Here is a 19,904-nt window from a genome sequence, read left to right on the forward strand (position 1 = left end):
ACCCTGTGTCATAATCTAAATCGTCAGTTTCCACAAACTCATCTAAGAAAAGATATATTTCTTCTATATCTACTTGAATTGGTATGTTTATTGCATAGAGATTTCTTTGCTATAAAAAGGAATATTATTAACTTTAAGATAGCCTTCTTCAGTCACTTCTGCCCAAATGCTTTCCATAGATACTGGAGGATAACCATCAATTACTTCTAGATTTAAAAAAGCTTTTTCATTTTAATTACCTCATATAACCTTGCTACCTACTGTAGGATCTTGACTTAACAATTCGCACTTTCTTAAGTTAAACCTTAGTCATATTCTTTATAGAATTAAGCATTAATTCTTCCTAATAACTACTATTTTCATGGCAAATAGTTGTTTCTTTGTCTTTGAAAAAAATATCCTCTTGAGTCAGATATGTCAACCATTCCTTTTGAACGCTCTGAGGTTTGTGAGAGGGACAAGTCATGGCGGTACGGTTGCCGTTGTAGTCGAAGCAGATGATGCTGTGGTGGTTGGCGGCACGGACGAGGGTATGGATTAAGCATCCCAATATATCGCGTTTGAACTCGGTAATCCGCAGCGGGGGTTGGCCGTCGAGGCCGTCTGAAAGGGGGGGAGACGACCTTACGGGGCGTTAGAGCTTGGGAAAACCTATGTTTACTCAGTATCTCTAATATTCATATTTCCTGGTGAAATACCTACTTCTGATTCTACAAAAAGTTCCCCATCCTCCTCTACGATAAATGAATTTCCAGTTCTAAATATTAAATTATATAATCCCTCATAAAATTTACCTCCCAAATAATATAAATCTCCAGAATCAGGAATAAAATAAATTCTTCCCAGTTCATCAATAAGGATTTCTCGGTTATCTGCAAAGCCGAAATTTCTTAATTTTTTGCCAATAGATTTTTGATAAAAAATATAATCTTCATCATCTATAGAGTAGTCAAGTAAGGTATTTGTAGTTTCCCCCAAAGTTATGCAGTACCGTAGATAGAAAGATGCGTCCATTACCACGATAATAAGCGTCATAGCTAATTGTTAAATACCATATTTTTCTTAGAATTTTAGAATGAAATATTCAGCCTTATTGACGCCTGTTTGGAGTCATAGATGAACAAAAGGGAATTCCATGCCAATTCAGGTCCTTTAAATTCGAGTACTGGAGCACTTTTTAGTACACAATATGATTTTAAAGGAGGATATAAATTAAGAAAATTTTGAATAATTTTTGATTCTAAGATGTTTTTAGTTAAATAAAAATAGTCATTAAATAAGATATCAATTTCCTTTTTGTATATGTCAATAAATATTTTTCCTTCTTCTCCAAGGTAATAAATATTTTCTTGAAATAAATAAATACCTTCTTGTATATTTTTAAAATTTATTGATTTAGTTTTTTCTTTAATGTCTTTAATATCATTAAAGTTTAAGGAGAGATTATTGATGACAATGTTTTTTTGTTGTATAAATAATTTAATTTGATTCATATGTAATTTTACCTCCTGAAAGATCGAAGTTTGCCAGTACTTGTTAATTTCGGTTTATCCATATCTCGAATATAATATTGGGTTGCTCCCCCATCGCCATATTTTTTATTTGCTTTTGATTTTCCTACGCAAATATCTTCTTCTACTACAAATATATGTAATTGTTTTCTCATGTCACGTGCGGCAGTAGCATTTCCACTATGTCTCACCTGTACAGAATCGTTAAATGCTCTGGTATTTCCTCTTGCAGAACGTACAGCGTATCCTCGAACAAAATAATTCCCAGGGGCAGAAGCCATACCTGCCGGCCCATGTGGATACAGTGTAAACAATATTGTCCCTTTTTCTAGGACAACATTTTTCCAATTATCTACACCTGAATAGTCCTTACTTCCTTGCCAGCCGCTTCACCGGCAGGATCTTGTCCTGCACATGGATCATTACATGTTCCAGGCGATTTTTTAGAACTTAACCCTAATGGGTCAGCCCACATTTGACTTTTTTGTAAAGCCCAATAGAGGTTACTACCACCAGCCAATCCAATCGGATCTTGGTTGATAAATCTTCCACATTCCGGCTCATAGTACTCTGTTCGCAGAATTGCTAGCTTAATCGGTGTTCACCATTCTACTGTAGCAAGAGAATTAAATCGCATTGAAGGCGAATATTCTGCGATTAAAGCACAGCAGTTAGCAATTAGTAAGTCCGCTAATAAAGGTCGTCCTTTAGGTTTATTAATAAGACCATTGTATCCCAAAGTTTTGTATTTATGAACCCATTGATACAGTTGTCCAGAGTTAATACCCGCTACAATAGCTACTGCCCTTAAACCTTGACCAGAAAGAACTTGGCATATTAACTCATATTATTCTTTTAAATTCATAACTATATCTCATGAAAATACCCCCTTTACCGGTTGTCCAGTAAAGGGGGTACATATCCATAACCTAAAGGGCTTTCTAATGTGGCGGAGAGGGTGGGATTCGAACCCACGGCCCCTTGCGGAGTCACTGGTTTTCAAGACCAGCTCCTTAAACCACTCGGACACCTCTCCATAACGGTATTATTATATCAGATTGGTCTAATAATAAGCAATAACGTAATAGTTAAGCAAGCAAAAAAGCTGGCTCATAGCCAGCTTTTTTCATGTGTATTTAATGCTTCCATATGTACTTATGGTCGCCATATATGTAGTGTTCCCCTGTACAGTTGATATGAATTTGAAATTCAACTGTTCATCATCATTAGAACAAGTCTTTTTTCCACATACCAAAGATGGCAATGGCAGAGCAAATAACAGAAATAATGACAACTTTCACAAAGCCATCTGGATCATCTTGGAACGGCAAGTGTACGTTTGTCCCCCACAAGCTAAATATGATCGTTGGCACGGCCATTGTAATCGTTAAGGTTGCCAACATTTTCATGACCATGTTGAGGTTGTTAGAGATGATAGACGTGAAGGCGTTCATCATGTTCATCAAGATATTGGAGTACATTTCAACCATTTCCATGGCCTGTTTATTCTCGATGATAACGTCCTCTAGTAAATCCTCATCCTCTTCGTATATTTTGAGCAAATGTCTATAAGAGCTATGTCCACGCAAGCGCAATAGACGCTCCATAACTGTACCATTCGTACGCAATGCAGAGGTAAAGTATGTCATGGATTTCTGTAATTCCAACAATTGGAAGAAGTCTTTATTTTTTGTGGTATGACGCAATTGAACTTCAATGTCGTCTGTACGACGGTTGATTTGTTGCAAGTAACGCAAGAACATAGTCGCTGTGCGGTACAAGATTTGGAATAAGAAACGGGTCTTTTTAAACGTATAGAACGTAGAAATCTGATTGGAAATAAACGGATACAACACTTCAGATTCTTCGAGGCAGACCGTAATAAAGAAGTCTGGCGTCAAGAAGATACCAAGCGGCACTGTATCGTACATATCGTTACCGCGAACAACGGGAATGTTGATAACAACGAAGATATAATTGTCCTCTAACTCCACGTGAGAACGTTCTTCCATATCGAGGGCGGTCTTTAAAACGTCCGTTGGAATTTCTGTCAAAATATTGATAAGGGATAACTCATCGGGGTCTGGGTTCACCAAATTTACCCAAGAACCTTTTGTGGCATCTGATACAGTGCAATCTGCAACTAACTCTTCTTCTATGTGTTTGTACACCGTGATCATGCTATCCCTCCTTCCAACGAATATATAGTAATCATCTAATAAATTATATACTATTTTATAGCTATTATTCAATTCAATTGTGAAAGTTTTGTGTATCTAGAACATACATATACAGTTTTATGTCTATTTATGATGTACAAATGTATATAGTAAAAGTATCGTAAATATTTAATCCACACAATAAAATAACCTCTAAGTTAGTTAGTTACTAACCTAGAGGTTATTTATAGCGGCCCTAATTATTCAGATCAGGATAATGTAATTTATTTCGTTCCTCTACAGAGCTATAAACTCTGCTTTCACCTAATTGCGGCGCAAGATACGAACAGAGTTCAAGATACAAAGGATGGATACGCCAGTATCACCAAATACTGCCCACCACATGGATGCATAGCCCATGAGGCCAAGCGCCATGATAAGGATTTTTACAGCAATAGCGAATACTACGTTTTGCCATGCTACACGCAATGTCGCTTTGGACAAGTCAAGGATATGTGCAATAGCAGTCAAGGACGGACGCATGAATACAACGTCTGCCGCTTCGATAGCCGCATCAGCACCGCTACCCATGGCGCCACCAACATCAGCACCAGCAAGTACTGGAGCATCGTTGATACCGTCCCCTACGAACATAGTTGGACCATATTCAGAGCGAATATCTTGTACTACAGATAATTTATCTTGTGGCAACAATTGAGCGCGAACAGCACTTACACCAGTTTCTTTAGCGATGTAATTTGCACTTGCTTCAGCATCACCTGTAAGCATAACAGTTTTAATGTCTTGACCATTAAGATCAGCAATCGCTTCAGCAGAGTCTGGACGAGCTTCATCAGCGATGATAATACGACCTAAGTATGTATTACCTTCTGCCACAAGAACTTCTGTGCCATATTCAGCAGCTTCTGTTGGATAGCCTTGGACCGCATAGCGTTCCATAAGACGACGGTTACCAACAAGAACTTGTTGGCCATCAGTCATACCTACCATACCTTCGCCTGCCAACTCTTGAACAAAGTCGGATGCCTCTACAGTAATGCCTTGTGCCTTTGCTTCAGACACGATGCTTGTTGCGATTGGATGAGTAGAAACGGCTTCGATAGCTGCCGCCATGGACAACAATTGAGTATTGCTCACATGAGAGCCTACAGTTTCTACGTTTTGTACTTTAAATTCACCAGATGTGATAGTACCAGTTTTATCAAGAGCTACGGCTTTCACATTAGCCAACGCCTCGATAACGCGACCACCTTTAAGCAAGATACCGTGTTTAGACGCATTGCCGATACCGGAGAAGAATGCAAGTGGCACGCTAAGCACCAATGCACATGGGCAAGAAATAACGAGGAATGTTAAGGCTGTGTAAATCCATTTATGCCATTCACCTGTAATAAGGGATGGAATAATGGCAACAGCAAGAGCAAGGAATACAACGATTGGAGTGTATACGCGAGCAAAACGCGTAATGAAGCGGTCGATTTTAGGTTTAGAAGATGCTGCATTTTCCACGGCATCAAGAATTTTAGTAACCATGGATTCTTCAAGAACCTTATCTACACGCATCGTAATGCGACCAGATTCATTGATGCAACCAGACATAAGTTGAGTACCAGGTACAGCACGAACAGGAACAGGTTCACCTGTTACAGGCGCTGTGTTAACGCGAGTTTCACCTTCAAGAACTGTACCGTCTAAAGGAATTAAATCGCCAGGGCGAACTTCGATAGTACTGCCTACCTCAACCTTTTCAGGAGCCATAACTACGATTTCACCACCGCCGCATGTATCAACAACACGCACCTCTTGAGGACGCATATCAACAGCGTTCATGATTTCTGTACGACTACGATCAGTTGCTTTTTCTTCGAAGAACTCACCAATACGGTAAAACAAGATAACGCCTACGGCCTCAGGTAATGCATCGATAGCAATAGCGCCCAATGTAGCGATAGACATCAAGAAGTTCTCGTCGAACACTTGGCCTTTTAAGATATTGCGACCTGCGATACGCAATACAGGGAACGCAAGAAGAATATAGGCAATATAGTAAATTGGAGTTTCGATAGACTCTGGCAAGCCGATGGACGGCACAACTGTAGTCAACCCTTCGTAGGCCATGAATAACAAGCCTGCTACGATAACTGCAATTGTTACTGCATCACTGCCGTGATCGTGATCGTGGTCATCCATAGCCGCTTTAGATTTACGCTCGTAATCGGCTACTGTTACACCCTCTTCAATGGCATCACAAATGTCTTGAATGTCACGTTTAAGAGCTTCGCGGTCTTCCCAAGAGCCGGTTAATTTTAATTGATGTGTAGCAATTGTGAAATTTGCAGTCTCTACAACATCCATTTTACGGATGCGATCTTCAATTTTTGCTGCGCAGTTCGGACAGTTCAAATCCTTCAACAATAATGTTTCTTCCATAATATCTCCTTTTTGATAATAGTGAAAGCTTCTATCCTATATTGTAAGTTAATAGGTAATATTTTTCTAATACTTATTAGACATATCTTGTTTCATATCTTGTTATATATGTTCCTAAACATTTTTCATCAGATATTCTTTTTATATGAATATCTGTTCATATGTTTATATTACATCAAAGGAGATTAAATGTCAATACAAAATCATATTCAATATATATCAAATTTTATTTACTTTAGTTCTAACTATATTCACCTTATATCAAATTTCGTTCTACCAGGAATTTATGTGCTACATCAGCTGGCAGTTGATGTTCCGTTTCAACGGCGTAATTCATCTTCGCCATCTCTTGATCTGTAATCGTATGATTCAAACCTTCTAATACAGGGCGCAGTTCAGGATGAGCAATCAATACTTCGCTACGCACCACATTACCAGACATATAAGATGGATATAAATGTTTATCATCTTGTAACACCGTAATCGGTGCGATACTTAATTGACCATCAGTCGTGAATATCGGCATTGCATCCACCTCATCACGACCAATAGCCGTATATTTTAGCCCTATATCCATATCTTTAGTAGCTTTAAATCTCATGCCATACACGCGTTGTAATCCAGCATAGCCATCTTCACGTCCAAAGAAATCATATTCCCCTCCTAATGTTAGGGATGGTGCTATACGAGCAAGATCAGAATACGTTTTTACGCCATAACTCTGAGCAATTTCATTACGCACCCCTATGCCATAGGTATTATTAAAACCGTACATGCCGACCCACTCAAAATTATATTTCTCTTTATAGGCCTGTGAAAGCTCATTAAATAGACTTTCATCATACGTATCCGTGCGTTTTAGCACAGCAGACCACGCCGTACCAGTATATTCAGGATATATATCAAATTGGCCAGAAAGCATAGCTGGTTGAATATTTGATGTACCACCACCTACACCTTCTGTAACCTCTACGGTTAAATCAGTCTTCTTCTCGATTAATTCTTTTAAGATATTCCCCAAAATAAGCTGTTCCGTCATAGGTTTCGTTGCAATATGAATAACATCGGTCTTCACATGACGGCAATACATAGCCCAGCCACCTATACCCATTGCAATTATCGTCATAATCGAAACAAATATAATCGTATAGCGCTTCATATGAGGGCTAATACGCGTTACTCTTTCACCTAAAGAAAAGAGAGCATCAACGGTAATGGCTAATAGTGCAATCAGTAGGCTGCCTGCAATCGTCAAAGCACTTTGATTCGTTGTAATCCCCCTATAAATCGCCACGCCTAAACCACCAGCACCAATGAAAGATGCAATACCCGTCAAGGCAATGGTCATAACGAGCATAGTCCGTATACCAGCCATAATAGTGGGCATGGCCAAGGGAATCTCTATATTCCACAAACGTTGAATCCGCGTAAGCCCTAACGCAATTCCCGCTTCACACATGGCTCGATCAATCTGGTTAAGACCAGTAAATGTATTTCGTACCATCGGTAATAAGGCATAGATAACCAATGCAATGATAGCGGTCGTATTACCAACACCCGATACATACAACAAAAGGCCTAACATCGATATAGATGGAATCGTATATAGGAAATTAACCACTACCATAACGGGCACAGCTAGCCGTTTATATTCGTATATAAACACACCCAATAATCCACCGATGATGGTAGCAATAACAGAAGCTAATACTGAAATTTCTATATGCTCCCATAGCAACTGGAGAAAAAAATCATAGCGATTGATAAGTAATGATATAACCTCATGCATTACAGACACCGCCTTTCTCATAAAACAATACAAAGAGTATATATAGTCATATAACAGCTAACCATATAGGGTGTTTTATACGAGAATATAATTAAATTACAACTCTTTTCATCATTGTATACCGAATCACACCTTAACTCTAGCCCTTAAACCATATATAAAGACAACTCTTTATATTGTCATATCATACAGATTCAATTCCTTGATATATCTAAAGGGAATATCTATGCCTTGGACAGATATAATTTGCATTTGCGCACTAATCATATCAACAGCCCCTATAAGCTCTGTATATCTTTGTTTATTGTAGTAAACAATTCGTACCCATTCTCCACAATGTATAGTTTGTAAAATTTTATTTAACTCATCTATTTGATCCTCTGATAGCTCTATTTGAACTTCCTTTGGCTTTGCTACCGCTGCCAATAGAGTCTCAAATCCCTTCAATGCCGCAAAGGGCATAAATTGTTTCGCCCGTTGTAAACGAGACATACGATGTTTCATTAATGTATACCTCCCCTTATGCGACTAATGTATTTTCAATTGCTGTTCTTCGTTCAATTGCCATTGTATCCATTACACTATTTATTCCCCATTATGGCCACCTACCAAGGTATTTCTAAAGCGCATGGTCCCTTCCTCTTGCAAACTAGAGGCGCGCAGAATAGAATTTTTACCGAACTGTTCCTTGATGGATAGCATTGCCTCTTGTACTTGTCGCTCCTTTTCCTCTGTATCTGTCGTAAGGGCGCTAAATAAATCCTCCTCTTGAGGGATTGCGGAACGATTTACTAAATCCTCAAAGCTTATTCCAATACGACGGATGAGCTCATTTTTATGGCAATGCTGCTCATATAATTTAATAACAGCCGCCGTCAACGTCTGCAGGGAATCTGTATATTGTTTAAGCTTCTTAGAGCCTCCTGTGGAGCGCACCATTTCATCTGCATAGCCGATATGGACGTGAATATGGTTCGTAACCCCTTTAATTTGTAAAAGCTCTAGTACCAAGGACTCCACCATTTCCCGCATAGGCACGTATGCCTCTTCGTACGTATAGTTACGCAACAAAATCTGGCTATGCGAGATAGAATGCTTAATGGGACGATACGCATGGATATCTGCAATCGTACACGGCTCACGGCCCCAAGCATGATCAATGATGAGCTCGGCATTAACGCCAAACTCCTTATACAGCTTAGCTTCTGGAACCATGGTGATACCATGCAAATCATACGCGCCATACTTGTGCAAACGATTGGCTATGCCATTACCAATCTGCCAAATGTCGGTCAAGGGCTGATGATACCAGATTTTCTCTTTAAAGAGGCTTTCATCAAGATACCCTATAAAATCAGGCGCATGTTTTGCCAAGATATCGAGAGCAACCTTGGCGAGGAATAAATTCGTGCCGATCCCAACGGTAGCATAAATCTTGGTCGCCTCTAGCACCGCATCTAATAGCATCTGCGCCAGCTCACGGGGCGTTTTCTTGTAGAGCGGCAAGTAAGGCGTAATATCGATAAAATACTCGTCGATAGAGTACACATGCACATCCTCAGGCGCCACATACTTGAGCAAAACCCCGTAAATCTCAGCAGATACCTGCATATACCGCTTCATATGCGGCTTCACCGTCAAATACTCAATGTGCGGAGGGATCTCAAAAAGACGACTGCGATTCTTAACACCTAACTTTTTTAAAGCCGGTGAAATGGCCAATGTAATAGCCCCTTTGCCACGAGACCCATCGGCCACCACCAAAGGCGTTGTAAACGGATCCAGCCCCAAATCAGCGCACTCCACAGACGCGTAAAAACTCTTCAAATCAATGCACATATACATTCGATCCGTATCAGCTGAGCCCATACAAACACCTCCTCAAACCGCTAAACTACTAGACTCTACAAGAAATATAAAAGAAGAATTTCTATGATTAGTATAACAAAAATATAGAGTATTTTCAAACATATGTTTGTTGTTATAGTGGCAAATTTTGGACATAAAAAAAGTACCTACTATTAGACATCAAATCTAATAATAGGTACTCTTAAGTACGTGTATAACCTAACCCAAAACTTCTATTCCCAGTTCCCCAAACAATACACTGAAAACTATCTAGTGCCACTATATTGATGGGACACCTTCATATCTACAGTGATAAAAAGAAAGGACTATACTTATGCAGCGACATCAGGTCACGAGGAGCAAAGAAGTATAGTCCTTTCTTTTTTAATTAAAATGTAGCTATGTCACGGGGCCCCATCAATATAGGCACACCCCCACGATAGTTTTCATTATTGTTCCGGTCCCATGTCTCGGAATTCCACGTCTCTAAATTGTGTTAATTCCCCAACGAATTGGAGTTCCACGGTACCAACGGAACCATTACGGTGTTTACGAATGAGGACTTCTGCATTGTCCCCTTTTTCAGAGTTTTCATCGTAATATTTATCGCGATACAAGAAGATAACGATATCCGCATCTTGTTCGAGGGAACCAGATTCACGAAGGTCAGATAGTACGGGCCGTTTATCTGGTCTGCTTTCAACACCACGAGACAACTGAGATAAAGCAATGAGCGGCACGTTAAACTCACGAGCGATCAATTTAAGATTACGAGAGATTTCAGATACCTCTTGTTGACGGTTCTCGCTGCCCTTGCCGGAGTTGCGGCCTTGCATCAACTGAATATAGTCGACGATAACGAGATCAAGACCATGTTCCACCTTTAGACGGCGCAATTTAGAGCGCATATCTTGCACAGTAAGGCCCGGCGTATCATCGATAAAGAGCTTGGCTTTACTCATGCGGTCCGCTGCGGCAATAACCTTTTCCCAGTCAGTAGGGTCCATGTTGTATGCACGGCGCAGTTTTTCAGAGCTCACACCTGCCACGGAGGACAGAATACGAGCAACGAGCTGCTCCTTGCCCATTTCTAGGGAGAAGAAGGCTACCGTCTTGTCGTACATCATCGTTACGTTTTGGGCGATGTTCAAGGTGAAAGCCGTTTTACCCATCGCAGGACGGGCTGCTACGAGGATGAGGTCAGATTTTTGTAGACCATTAAAGACATGATCTACATCTTTAAAGCCTGTTGGAACCCCTGTAATGGCACCAGCATGCTGTTGCAATGCGTTTAATTTATCTAAGTTAGATAATACGATCTCACTAATTGGAGCAAAGGAAGATTCAGATTGAGTTTGACCACTTACGTCTAGCACCATTTGCTCTGCCTTGTTGAGGATAGTCGTTGGTTCATCTTCACCAGCGTACGTCATGCCTACGATTTTATTCCCTGCATCGATAAGGCGGCGCAACTGAGCTTTCTCACTGATGATCTTCGCATGTTCCTCCACATTGTAGGACACCGATTCATTAGCAAGAGATGTAATATAAGCAAGACCACCTACCGCATCGAGTCGCTTGCGACGATCTAGCTCTTCACCAACAGTGATAAAGTCTGCCGTCTTATTGGCATGCACGATTTCTAAAATAGCATCATAAATAATACGATGCGCATCGCGGTAAAAGTCTTCAGATTTTAGAATACTTGTCACTGTATCAACAACAGCGCCCGAGTTCGATCCATTGGTTAATAAGGCCCCCAAAACGGCCTTTTCCGCATCTAGATTATGCGGTGGAATGCGTACATCCATGATAATCCCCTTCACACAACCACTATGGATAAAAGAATTCACCATACTCAAAGAGCATGGTGAACACTATTATTCAGCTACTACATTAACCTTGATAGTACTTGTAATCTCAGGATGAACACGAACTAAAACGTCATGTACGCCTAATGTTTTCAATGGTTCTTTGATTTCGATTTTCTTTTTATCGATATCTACTTTGTACTGAGCTTTAGCTGCATCGGAAATGTCTTTTGCAGTAACAGAACCGAATACGCGACCTTCTTCGCCCATGCGAACTTTTACAGTTACTTCAACCTTAGTCAATTGAGCTGCCAAGATTTTAGCTTCATCGTTCGCTACTACTTTGTGGTGAGCAATGGAGTCTTGTTTTTGTTTTGCGTTATTTACGTTCGTTGTTGTACCTTCAAGGCCAAGACCTTTTTTAATCAATACATTACGACCATATGCGTCGCTAACTTCAACGATTTCGCCTTTTTTACCAACCTTTTTAACGTCTTCTAACAATACTACTTTCATTGTTGTTCCTCCTCTTGTTCAGCGGAATGAAGGGCTTCTAGAGCACGCTCCAAGATAGCCTGCTTCGCTTCCTCTACGGTCATACCTTGTAATTGAGCACCAGCCACAGTTCTGTGACCACCGCCACCCAAGGCTTCCATTACAACTTGTACGTTTACCTTGCCTTTGGATCGAGCGCTAACGCCGATACCGCCGTCATTCAAGGAATACAATACAAAGGCTGCTTCAATATCTTCATTACTGATGAGCATATCCGCACTTTGTGCAGCTAATGCCATCATATCTTTCAAACCTTCAGGTGCTACGGAAATAGCAATCCCTTCGGTGCGATTGGCTTCAAATACTATTTTAGCACGCAATTGAACAGAATCGAAGGTTTCAATAAATAATTGTTTCACCTTTTCGATATCCGCCCCTGCACGGCGCAAGAATGCAGCCGCTTCAAAGGTACGCGCACCAGTTTGTTGAACAAAGTTCTTCGTATCTAGAACGATACCTGCATAGATGCCTGTAGCTTCCGCTTTTGAAAGCTTCACAGGAACACCTGCATATTGTACGAGCTCTGTAACGAGCTCAGATGTGGACGATGCAGTAGGTTCCAAATACGTAAGTAATGGATTTTCTACAAAGTCCGCTGCGCGACGGTGATGGTCGATAACGATGCGTCGTTCAGAAATTTCAAGCGCCTCTGGGGCTGCTACCAGTTCTTGACGATGCGTATCACACACGATAGTGAGCGTATTCGCATCTACCCATACCTTTGCGCCTTCTAGGGTGATAAAATGCTCTTGCCAGAACTCAGATTCATTGAGAACGGCCACCATTTTATCGATAGCACTCGATTCTTTTGAAAGTACAACACGTACGTCTTTACCAAGTGCTCGAGCAATAGAGGTGACACCGATGATGCCACCTAATGCATCATAGTCTTCCCGTTGATGACCCATAACAAGAATCTTATCGGAGTCGATCATGAGCTCATGCAAGGCTTGAGATACGACACGAGCACGAACACGTGTGTTCTTCTCAACACCTGCTGTATTACCACCGAAGAAGCGGGTGCTTTCACCATCCATAATACACACTTGGTCACCACCGCGACCTAATGCGATATCTAAGGCTGCGCGAGCACGACTAGACACATCTTTTACAGAGCCTACGTTCTCACTAATACCGATAGAAATCGTAGCTGGCACCTGACGCGGAGAAGGCAATTTACGGATTTTCTCAAGGATTTTAAAACCTTTTTCCTCCATCGCGCGAAGAGCGCCACGAGAGATGGCAAAGGTGTACATATCATCTTGGAAGTTACGAACGAAGCCTTCATGGCCGTCGATTTCATCCACGATGATATTGTTAATATCGGACCAAACGCTTGTATATTCGCGGTCACTAAGACCTTTTGTCAATTCTTCGAGATTATCGATTTGAATCATGCCCCATACAGGCTGATCCTCTTCAGCCTTGATACGCGCCTTTTCTACTTCTGTAATATTTTTGAAGTATAGCGCCATCACTGCATGGTCAGCCAGTTCATCTTCACTATGAAGATCTGGTCGTGTATCACGAGGATCAATGAATTTGTAAATAATTTGGAAGTACTTGTCTTCGTACTGCTCCGTCATATATCCGGATTTACCCCAGATTTTATCAATGCGGAAGCCTGGTAAAAGAGCAGACATTTTTTGAAGTTTATTCCAGTCTACTTTAATCCAGTCTGCAAAGACACTGTTATTCCATACTAAAGTGCCTTGTTTATTAACAAGAGCAATGCCCATTGGCAAGTTTTGTAAAGCAAAGTTAGATGCTTGTGTGACGTTTTTCATCATCGCCCCAAGCTGCTCCCTTGCCAAGCGACGGCGGTTATGAATGGTGTTGTAATTAATCAAATACGCCGCTACCACGATAATTAGTGCTAAAATTGCCACAGCCCAGTTTAAATAGGCCAACAATAATAACAATACTGCGATAACGGTGATAATGGTAATTTCTAAACCTTGCCATTTCCGTTGAAAGGATTTCATAACGGCCTCCTTTCTATTACAAGCTACGTTTTTGGAAACGTGCTCGCATATCTAAAAACATATCAAAAATACCGTATATAACGAGTGCTATCGGACTCATCACATATAAGAGAGCTATAATAATAAATCTGAAAAAGCCCGCTAAATTATAAGACTTCATGATGGATAGTAAGCATGTAATACCATTTAAACCACATACCATACCACCAAATAAAGCTAAGTTAAGACCTACATCTGAAATAATAGTGTTTGTATAGCCTAGATACTGCTCACCATAAGCAAGAATAATACCTACTGCTAATACGCCAGCACCCCAAATCGGCATGCGCCATGTATCCATAGTCGGCAACGTACGCATTACGCTATTTGTACGTCCACCAATATAAGATACTAGCTTAGCTAACATATAAACTACGACTGCATTGGCCGCAAACCAATACGCTAAAAGCATTCGCTTTGCTTGTTGAATCGTAAAATCTAAACGATTAATATATGCATCCATTTGTTCTTGTGTCATAGGCTGTTGCTTAACAGACTCAATGATAGCATTCTTTAAATCTACATCAATCATTTGATTAATTTGACTCAAATCAAAGGATGTAAGACCTGCAGAAATAAAAATCCCCATAAGGCTCGTTACAGTTAACGCAATAGCCGGTATAACGATGAGCTTCCCAAAAGACCAATTCGCTCTGAAAGCTTCACCAAGGAAGATACTTGGCAAGGAATATGCCAAGATTGTCGCCATTGCCATTAATGGGCCTACTAAAAGGGAGACGAGTACAAATGCTACCACTGATGCGGCGCAACTATATTTACTACCCCACCGGATACCAATCAGTGCAATCCCAGATGGTGCAACTAAGGTGGCTAGCAAACTAAGGAAGGGCACTGTAGACCCTACTATAGTTAACATTACAACAATGGTTGATACAAATGCAGTTTCTACCATCGCTCTTGTATTTGTTTGTTTCATAAATCTCCATTCTATATATAAGAAGATAGATTAATTGGTATCTTTTAATTATAACAGTTTAAAAGGGTAACTTCAAATACCCCATATAGTAGCTAAATGCGATAGCATAGCTATTTATAGTAGCTTTTTAAGCCTATTTTTTAAATGTCAAAAGTACCACATCATACGATGCGGTACTTTTGTGTATTGTATGTGATTATACGTCTTGAATAATCGGCAAGATCATAGGACGACGGCGAGTTTTATCGTAGAAGAATTTACCCAACGCGTCACGTACGTTTTGCTTAATCGTAGTCCAATCTTTAATACGTTGAGCTTCGCAATCATCAAGAACTTGTTCTACTCGACGCTCTGCAGCAAGCATGAGCTCTTCTGCATCGCGTACGTATACGAAGCCACGAGATACGAGGTCTGGACCAGCTACGATTGTACCAGAAGCTTTATCCATCGCCATTACAACGATAACCATACCTTCTTGTGCCAATTGTTGACGGTCCCGAATAACGATGTTACCTACGTCGCCAACGCCAAGGCCATCAACGAAGATAGCGCCAGCTTGTACACGGCCACCTTTACGGCCACCATCTTTATCAAATTCAAAGATTTGACCATTGTCGCCGATGAGGACTTTCTTAGGATCTACGCCCATAGCAACGCCAAGTTCACCATGACGGCGCAACATACGGTACTCACCATGAACTGGAATGAAGTATTCTGGGCGAACAAGGTTGAGCATAGTTTTAAGCTCTTCTTGGCTCGCATGGCCAGATACGTGAATGCCACGGTCTTTACCATAGACTACATTACAACCTAAACGAAGCAAGTTATCGATAGTTCTACCTACAGCACCTTCGTTACCTGGAATTGGTGTAGCAGAGATGATAACTGTGTCATTCGGCGCCAACTCTACAGTGCGGTGGTTGCTTGTAGCCATACGGGACAAGCCTGCCATCGGTTCACCTTGTGAACCAGTTGTTAAGATCATAATTTGGTCATCTGTGTAGTTGTGCATTACATCTACGTCGATGATTGTATTTGGTGGAATGTTCAAGTAACCGCGTTCTTGTGCGATTTCTGTAACATTTACCATGCTGCGGCCCATAACGACAACCTTACGGTTGAACATAACTGCCGCATCAACAGCTTGTTGAATACGAGATACGTTAGATGCGAATGTTGCCAAAACAACGCGGCCTTTTGCTTCGCCAACAGCTTGTTTAATAGCAGGACCTACAGAGCTTTCAGAACCTGTAGTACCTGGTTTTTCAACGTTTGTAGAGTCGGACATCAAGGCTAATACGCCTTTGTTACCGAGCTCAGCAAATTTGTGCATATCCATCAAACGGCCATCAACTGGCGTTTGGTCGATTTTAAAGTCCCCTGTATGAAGTACAGTACCGATTGGTGTATCGAAGTACACAGCGCAGGAGTCAGGGATGGAGTGGTTTGTTTGGATGAAACCAACATTTACAGAGCCAATTTGAACTTCATCACCTGCAGCAATCGTGCGGAGACATTTTGGAGATACCTTATGTTCTTTAAACTTGCCTTCAATCAAGCCACAAACGAGGTTTGTTGCATATACTGGACAGTTAATTTCTTTCATAAGGTATGCCAAGGAGCCGATATGGTCCTCATGACCATGAGTAATTACGACAGCTTTCACGCGATCCTTATTCTCGATGATATAGCTCATATCAGGAATAACGATATCTACGCCAAGCATATCTTCACTAGGGAACGCAAGACCAGAGTCGAGAACAATGATTTCGTCCTCATATTGGAAGATGGTCATGTTTTTACCGATTTCACCAAGACCGCCAAGAGGGATGATTTGGAATTTACCCTTGTTAGCGCCATTTGGTGTACGACCTACTAATTCCACTTGTTCCTCTTGATGATTGCGGTTCGTGGAACGGTTATTTGGACGGTTGTTGTTACGGTTTTGACCATTTTGGCCATTGCGACCAGTATTATTAGTACGCGTGTTGCGCGTATTTTCACTACGTTCACCGCGTGGTGCACGAGTTTGGCGTGGTTTACGTTCTGTACGTTCTTGACCTTCACCTTGCTCGGCATTGCGACGAGTATTTGTACGGCGTGTCGTATTAGTACGACCACCATTTGCATTTGTACGAGTATTTGTACGGCGTTGGCGTGTTGTGCCTTCGCCTTCGCCAGTTGCTTGTTGACGAGTACGACCTTCGCCAGCAGGACGGCGTGTATTAGTGCGGCGGCGAGTCTGTTTTTGTTCGCCTTCAGCCGCAGCTGTACGGGTAGCCTTTCTTGCTACTGTCGGTTCTGCTTTCACTTGTGCAGTAACCTGATTATCTGTTGTATTCACAGTTCCTCCTAAAATTTTGTTCATTATTTTATTTAACATAGTTTCTTTTCTCACCTATCACTTGAATTGATCTATGCTACGGAGGCCACACAAAGAAAAAGGCGCTAAAATACTAGCGTCTCGTCAAATAGGCGCAAAGATGCGCTATCAATTTTTGCCGTTCCTAGTGTTGTTGTGACCATTTGCCATAGCAAATGAGTATATTGCCCTCATTAGATATGTCAGCCGCGACGGGTACGTTCTCTTCGTCCCTATCCAATGGGTCTTGCAATATAATCCGATCGATTTTGATGAAAGCCTCGCTTTCATACGTTACTCCTATTGTAACATAAAAATAGCGCTAACAAAAGAGGGAACCCTTATGTTAACGCTATTACACGAGCTTTACACGGTTATTAAGTGCTTTAAAATCGCACAAATCTAGCAAATTCTATAGATTATATGATTGAAAAATTATTTATCATTAGGATCTTTTTTGTAAAAGCCCTCGATATGCCATGCCCCATTTTCTTCAATGAGAGAAATATAACGTTTCGTATGTGTCGCTTCAACGGCACCTTCACCAGGTTTTGTCATTTGCAAGTTCGCCTCGAAGGTAATACGTTTCAAATTACCTACGCGGCTCACTTGAGAAACACCTAAAGAGACAACGTCTACCTTAGGACCATTCTTCATAGACTCAATCCACTTTTGTTTCTCTGTTGGGTTATCCTTAGCTTGATCGATAACATAGGTGAAAGCCTTGTCATAATCTTTGTTATTAACGGCATTAAAATATTCTTTTACCGATGCTTCCGCAGCTTCTTCACTACCTTCACCTACTACAGCATTCGCGAACCACCCCATGGATATGGTCTTATCAGAAGGCACCATATAACGCATGGAAAGACCACAAACGCAAAGAGCACTTACGATTACAGCAATAAGAACTTTCGTTGTTAAAGAGCTACTAGTAGGAGATACTTTCATAATAGACGCTAAGCGCTTGTCGATTACGATATGTTGTAAAGCGCTGCCATATTGATTATCCTGCGCTTGCCCCTTTTTACTCAATAAACCTAATAAGATCAATGGGCCTACAAAAGGAACGAAGAATAGCAATAATGTGTCACTACCTTTTCCTGTATCATGGAGACGACGGACACAGAGTGCAACCATAGGCACAAAAGAAACGAGTCCTAAAATCGAGATAATCATCCATGCTAAACCAAGTAAATAAGGACCTGTTTTAAATATAGCAGTCAACGCGAAGAACACTGCTAATATACAGATTATTACTACATTCCACAAGAATATAAATTGGAAAAACTCCCTACGAGAAGCACGTCCATCGGTATCCATGAATTTTTTTCCCATTACATAAAGGAACGTATCCTTATAACTCATTTGGTAATGTGCAAAAGGATAGATTACATCGCCTTCTGGTGCGATACGCTCCACCTCTGTTGCCACCGTATATTGCCCACAAGTAGGGCAAAACATAGCCGCCTCATCACAATAATGACGACATGCATCACAATAACGTTTCATAAACTTCTCTCCAAAACTCTCAATCTTTTATTATTTCAACTATCTCAATTACTTATTATTTTAATAATCTCAATCACCTATTATTTTAAATAGGTATCTACCGCCTCAGAAAACCCTTGTCGATATAGATTGGCGCCACCGTTTGCAGGATGGCGTAAACCAATGGCAGATAGGCCAAATTTACCCATCGTATCAGCAGATTTTTGTCCTACGGCAAGTATAAGAGGTTCTACACCGCCTAACTCAAGATGTAAATCTAATAAGCGTTTTGTATATTCCCAACCTACTTGTTGTTCTCTATCCGTAGGTGTACGGTTAGTCAATGGATTTCCATCCTTATGTGGGTGGAAAGGGAATATATTCCATAGCAATGTATCATAGGGATCGATGCCCTTTTCAATAATAGCACTCCACACCACTGTATCAGTAGGCTCGTTAAAGCCGTCCTTTTGCTGTGTTCCTTTCAACAGATTACTACTAGGAGAACTAGTTCGTTCTAAGCGAATAGGCGTCACATCCTTCGCACGAATGGTTTTGTGCTTATCTAGTAGCATCCTTTCACAAGTAATAGCAATACCTGTAAAGCGTCCCCCTTGATAACCTACAGCCTCAGCCACCACAAAGACCTTAGCTCGACCTAAGCGCGGCAACAAATAAGCTACTAAATTATCTCGGCGCACCTGTGCTGCATCAAAGCCCTTTGTGACAATCTCTAAATCAAGATTTACCTCACCCCAAGGATTATGGACAAGACTCCCCGAATACTGGGAGAGCCAATCTACAAAACAGCGCACCTTCTCTACACGCTCTGTATCAAAGGACCCTATATATTCATCAAAAGACAAAGTCTTCTCTAACTCAAATAAAGACATACAGCCTCCAATTTAAATTTTATACGTTATTACCGATATATATCTACTATACATGATAATTACACGAATTGCA

At 40.9% G+C, this 19,904-nt stretch carries 15 protein-coding genes, 1 tRNA gene and 1 pseudogene; 1 reads left to right on the plus strand and 16 read right to left on the minus strand.

The window, feature by feature from the left end; translation table 11 throughout:
* Window positions 1-657: 657 nt before the first annotated feature.
* From KH364_RS06020 to KH364_RS06030, 3 genes are read right to left on the minus strand one after another with little or no spacing between them, the layout of a single operon-like run.
* Window positions 658-1,014 (minus strand): hypothetical protein, encoded by a 357-nt coding sequence (locus KH364_RS06020; protein ID WP_218017066.1) that lies wholly within the window; start codon window positions 1,012-1,014, stop codon window positions 658-660.
* Between the two features lie 56 nt (window positions 1,015-1,070).
* Window positions 1,071-1,493 (minus strand): hypothetical protein, encoded by a 423-nt coding sequence (locus KH364_RS06025; protein WP_273298967.1) that lies wholly within the window; start codon window positions 1,491-1,493, stop codon window positions 1,071-1,073.
* Between the two features lie 8 nt (window positions 1,494-1,501).
* Window positions 1,502-1,792 (minus strand): hypothetical protein, encoded by a 291-nt coding sequence (locus KH364_RS06030; RefSeq protein ID WP_195186219.1) that lies wholly within the window; start codon window positions 1,790-1,792, stop codon window positions 1,502-1,504.
* A 293-nt stretch (window positions 1,793-2,085) separates the two neighbouring features.
* Between KH364_RS06030 and KH364_RS06035 the strand changes: the two are divergent.
* Window positions 2,086-2,266, plus strand: a pseudogene (locus tag KH364_RS06035) (hypothetical protein); the annotation flags it as partial.
* A gap of 192 nt (window positions 2,267-2,458) precedes the next feature.
* Here KH364_RS06035 and KH364_RS06040 read toward each other — a convergent pair.
* The 13 genes from KH364_RS06040 to KH364_RS06100 all read right to left on the minus strand — a co-directional run bounded on the left by KH364_RS06040 (window position 2,459) and on the right by KH364_RS06100 (window position 19,831).
* Window positions 2,459-2,547 (minus strand) — tRNA-Ser (locus tag KH364_RS06040).
* Window positions 2,548-2,737: 190 nt separating this feature from the next.
* Window positions 2,738-3,691, minus strand: a complete 954-nt coding sequence (locus KH364_RS06045; protein ID WP_273298968.1) for a magnesium transporter CorA family protein — start codon at window positions 3,689-3,691, stop codon at window positions 2,738-2,740.
* 303 nt (window positions 3,692-3,994) lie between these two features.
* The gene (locus KH364_RS06050; RefSeq protein WP_273298969.1) at window positions 3,995-6,121 is read right to left on the minus strand and encodes a heavy metal translocating P-type ATPase; all 2,127 of its coding nucleotides are present in this window, start codon (window positions 6,119-6,121) and stop codon (window positions 3,995-3,997) included.
* Between the two features lie 256 nt (window positions 6,122-6,377).
* On the minus strand, window positions 6,378-7,910 hold the full coding sequence (locus KH364_RS06055; RefSeq protein ID WP_273298970.1) for a glycine betaine ABC transporter substrate-binding protein: 1,533 nt from the start codon (window positions 7,908-7,910) through the stop codon (window positions 6,378-6,380).
* 171 nt (window positions 7,911-8,081) lie between these two features.
* Entirely contained in the window at window positions 8,082-8,414 is a 333-nt protein-coding gene (locus KH364_RS06060; protein ID WP_009352244.1) for a YolD-like family protein, read from the minus strand.
* 81 nt (window positions 8,415-8,495) lie between these two features.
* The gene (locus KH364_RS06065) at window positions 8,496-9,779 is read right to left on the minus strand and encodes a DNA repair protein (protein WP_273298971.1); all 1,284 of its coding nucleotides are present in this window, start codon (window positions 9,777-9,779) and stop codon (window positions 8,496-8,498) included.
* Window positions 9,780-10,207: 428 nt separating this feature from the next.
* Complete coding sequence (gene dnaB, locus KH364_RS06070; protein WP_273298972.1) at window positions 10,208-11,569, minus strand: replicative DNA helicase; 1,362 nt, start codon at window positions 11,567-11,569, stop codon at window positions 10,208-10,210.
* 69 nt (window positions 11,570-11,638) lie between these two features.
* A complete protein-coding gene (gene rplI / locus KH364_RS06075; protein ID WP_009352526.1) occupies window positions 11,639-12,085 on the minus strand; it encodes a 50S ribosomal protein L9 in 447 nt (148 codons plus the stop codon).
* Complete coding sequence (locus KH364_RS06080) at window positions 12,082-14,109, minus strand: DHH family phosphoesterase (protein ID WP_273298973.1); 2,028 nt, start codon at window positions 14,107-14,109, stop codon at window positions 12,082-12,084. The genes rplI and KH364_RS06080 overlap by 4 nt, the downstream gene beginning before the upstream one ends.
* Window positions 14,110-14,125: 16 nt before the next feature.
* The gene (locus KH364_RS06085; RefSeq protein ID WP_105097451.1) at window positions 14,126-15,085 is read right to left on the minus strand and encodes a DUF2232 domain-containing protein; all 960 of its coding nucleotides are present in this window, start codon (window positions 15,083-15,085) and stop codon (window positions 14,126-14,128) included.
* Between the two features lie 196 nt (window positions 15,086-15,281).
* Window positions 15,282-17,468 (minus strand): ribonuclease J, encoded by a 2,187-nt coding sequence (locus KH364_RS06090; RefSeq protein ID WP_273298974.1) that lies wholly within the window; start codon window positions 17,466-17,468, stop codon window positions 15,282-15,284.
* A gap of 414 nt (window positions 17,469-17,882) precedes the next feature.
* Complete coding sequence (locus KH364_RS06095; protein WP_273298975.1) at window positions 17,883-18,959, minus strand: DUF805 domain-containing protein; 1,077 nt, start codon at window positions 18,957-18,959, stop codon at window positions 17,883-17,885.
* Between the two features lie 80 nt (window positions 18,960-19,039).
* A complete protein-coding gene (locus KH364_RS06100; protein ID WP_273298976.1) occupies window positions 19,040-19,831 on the minus strand; it encodes a uracil-DNA glycosylase in 792 nt (263 codons plus the stop codon).
* Between the last annotated feature and the right edge of the window lie 73 nt (window positions 19,832-19,904).

The sequence above is a fragment of the Veillonella sp. oral taxon 158 genome (assembly GCF_018376515.1).
Taxonomy (GTDB): Bacteria; Bacillota; Negativicutes; order Veillonellales; family Veillonellaceae; genus Veillonella; species Veillonella rogosae.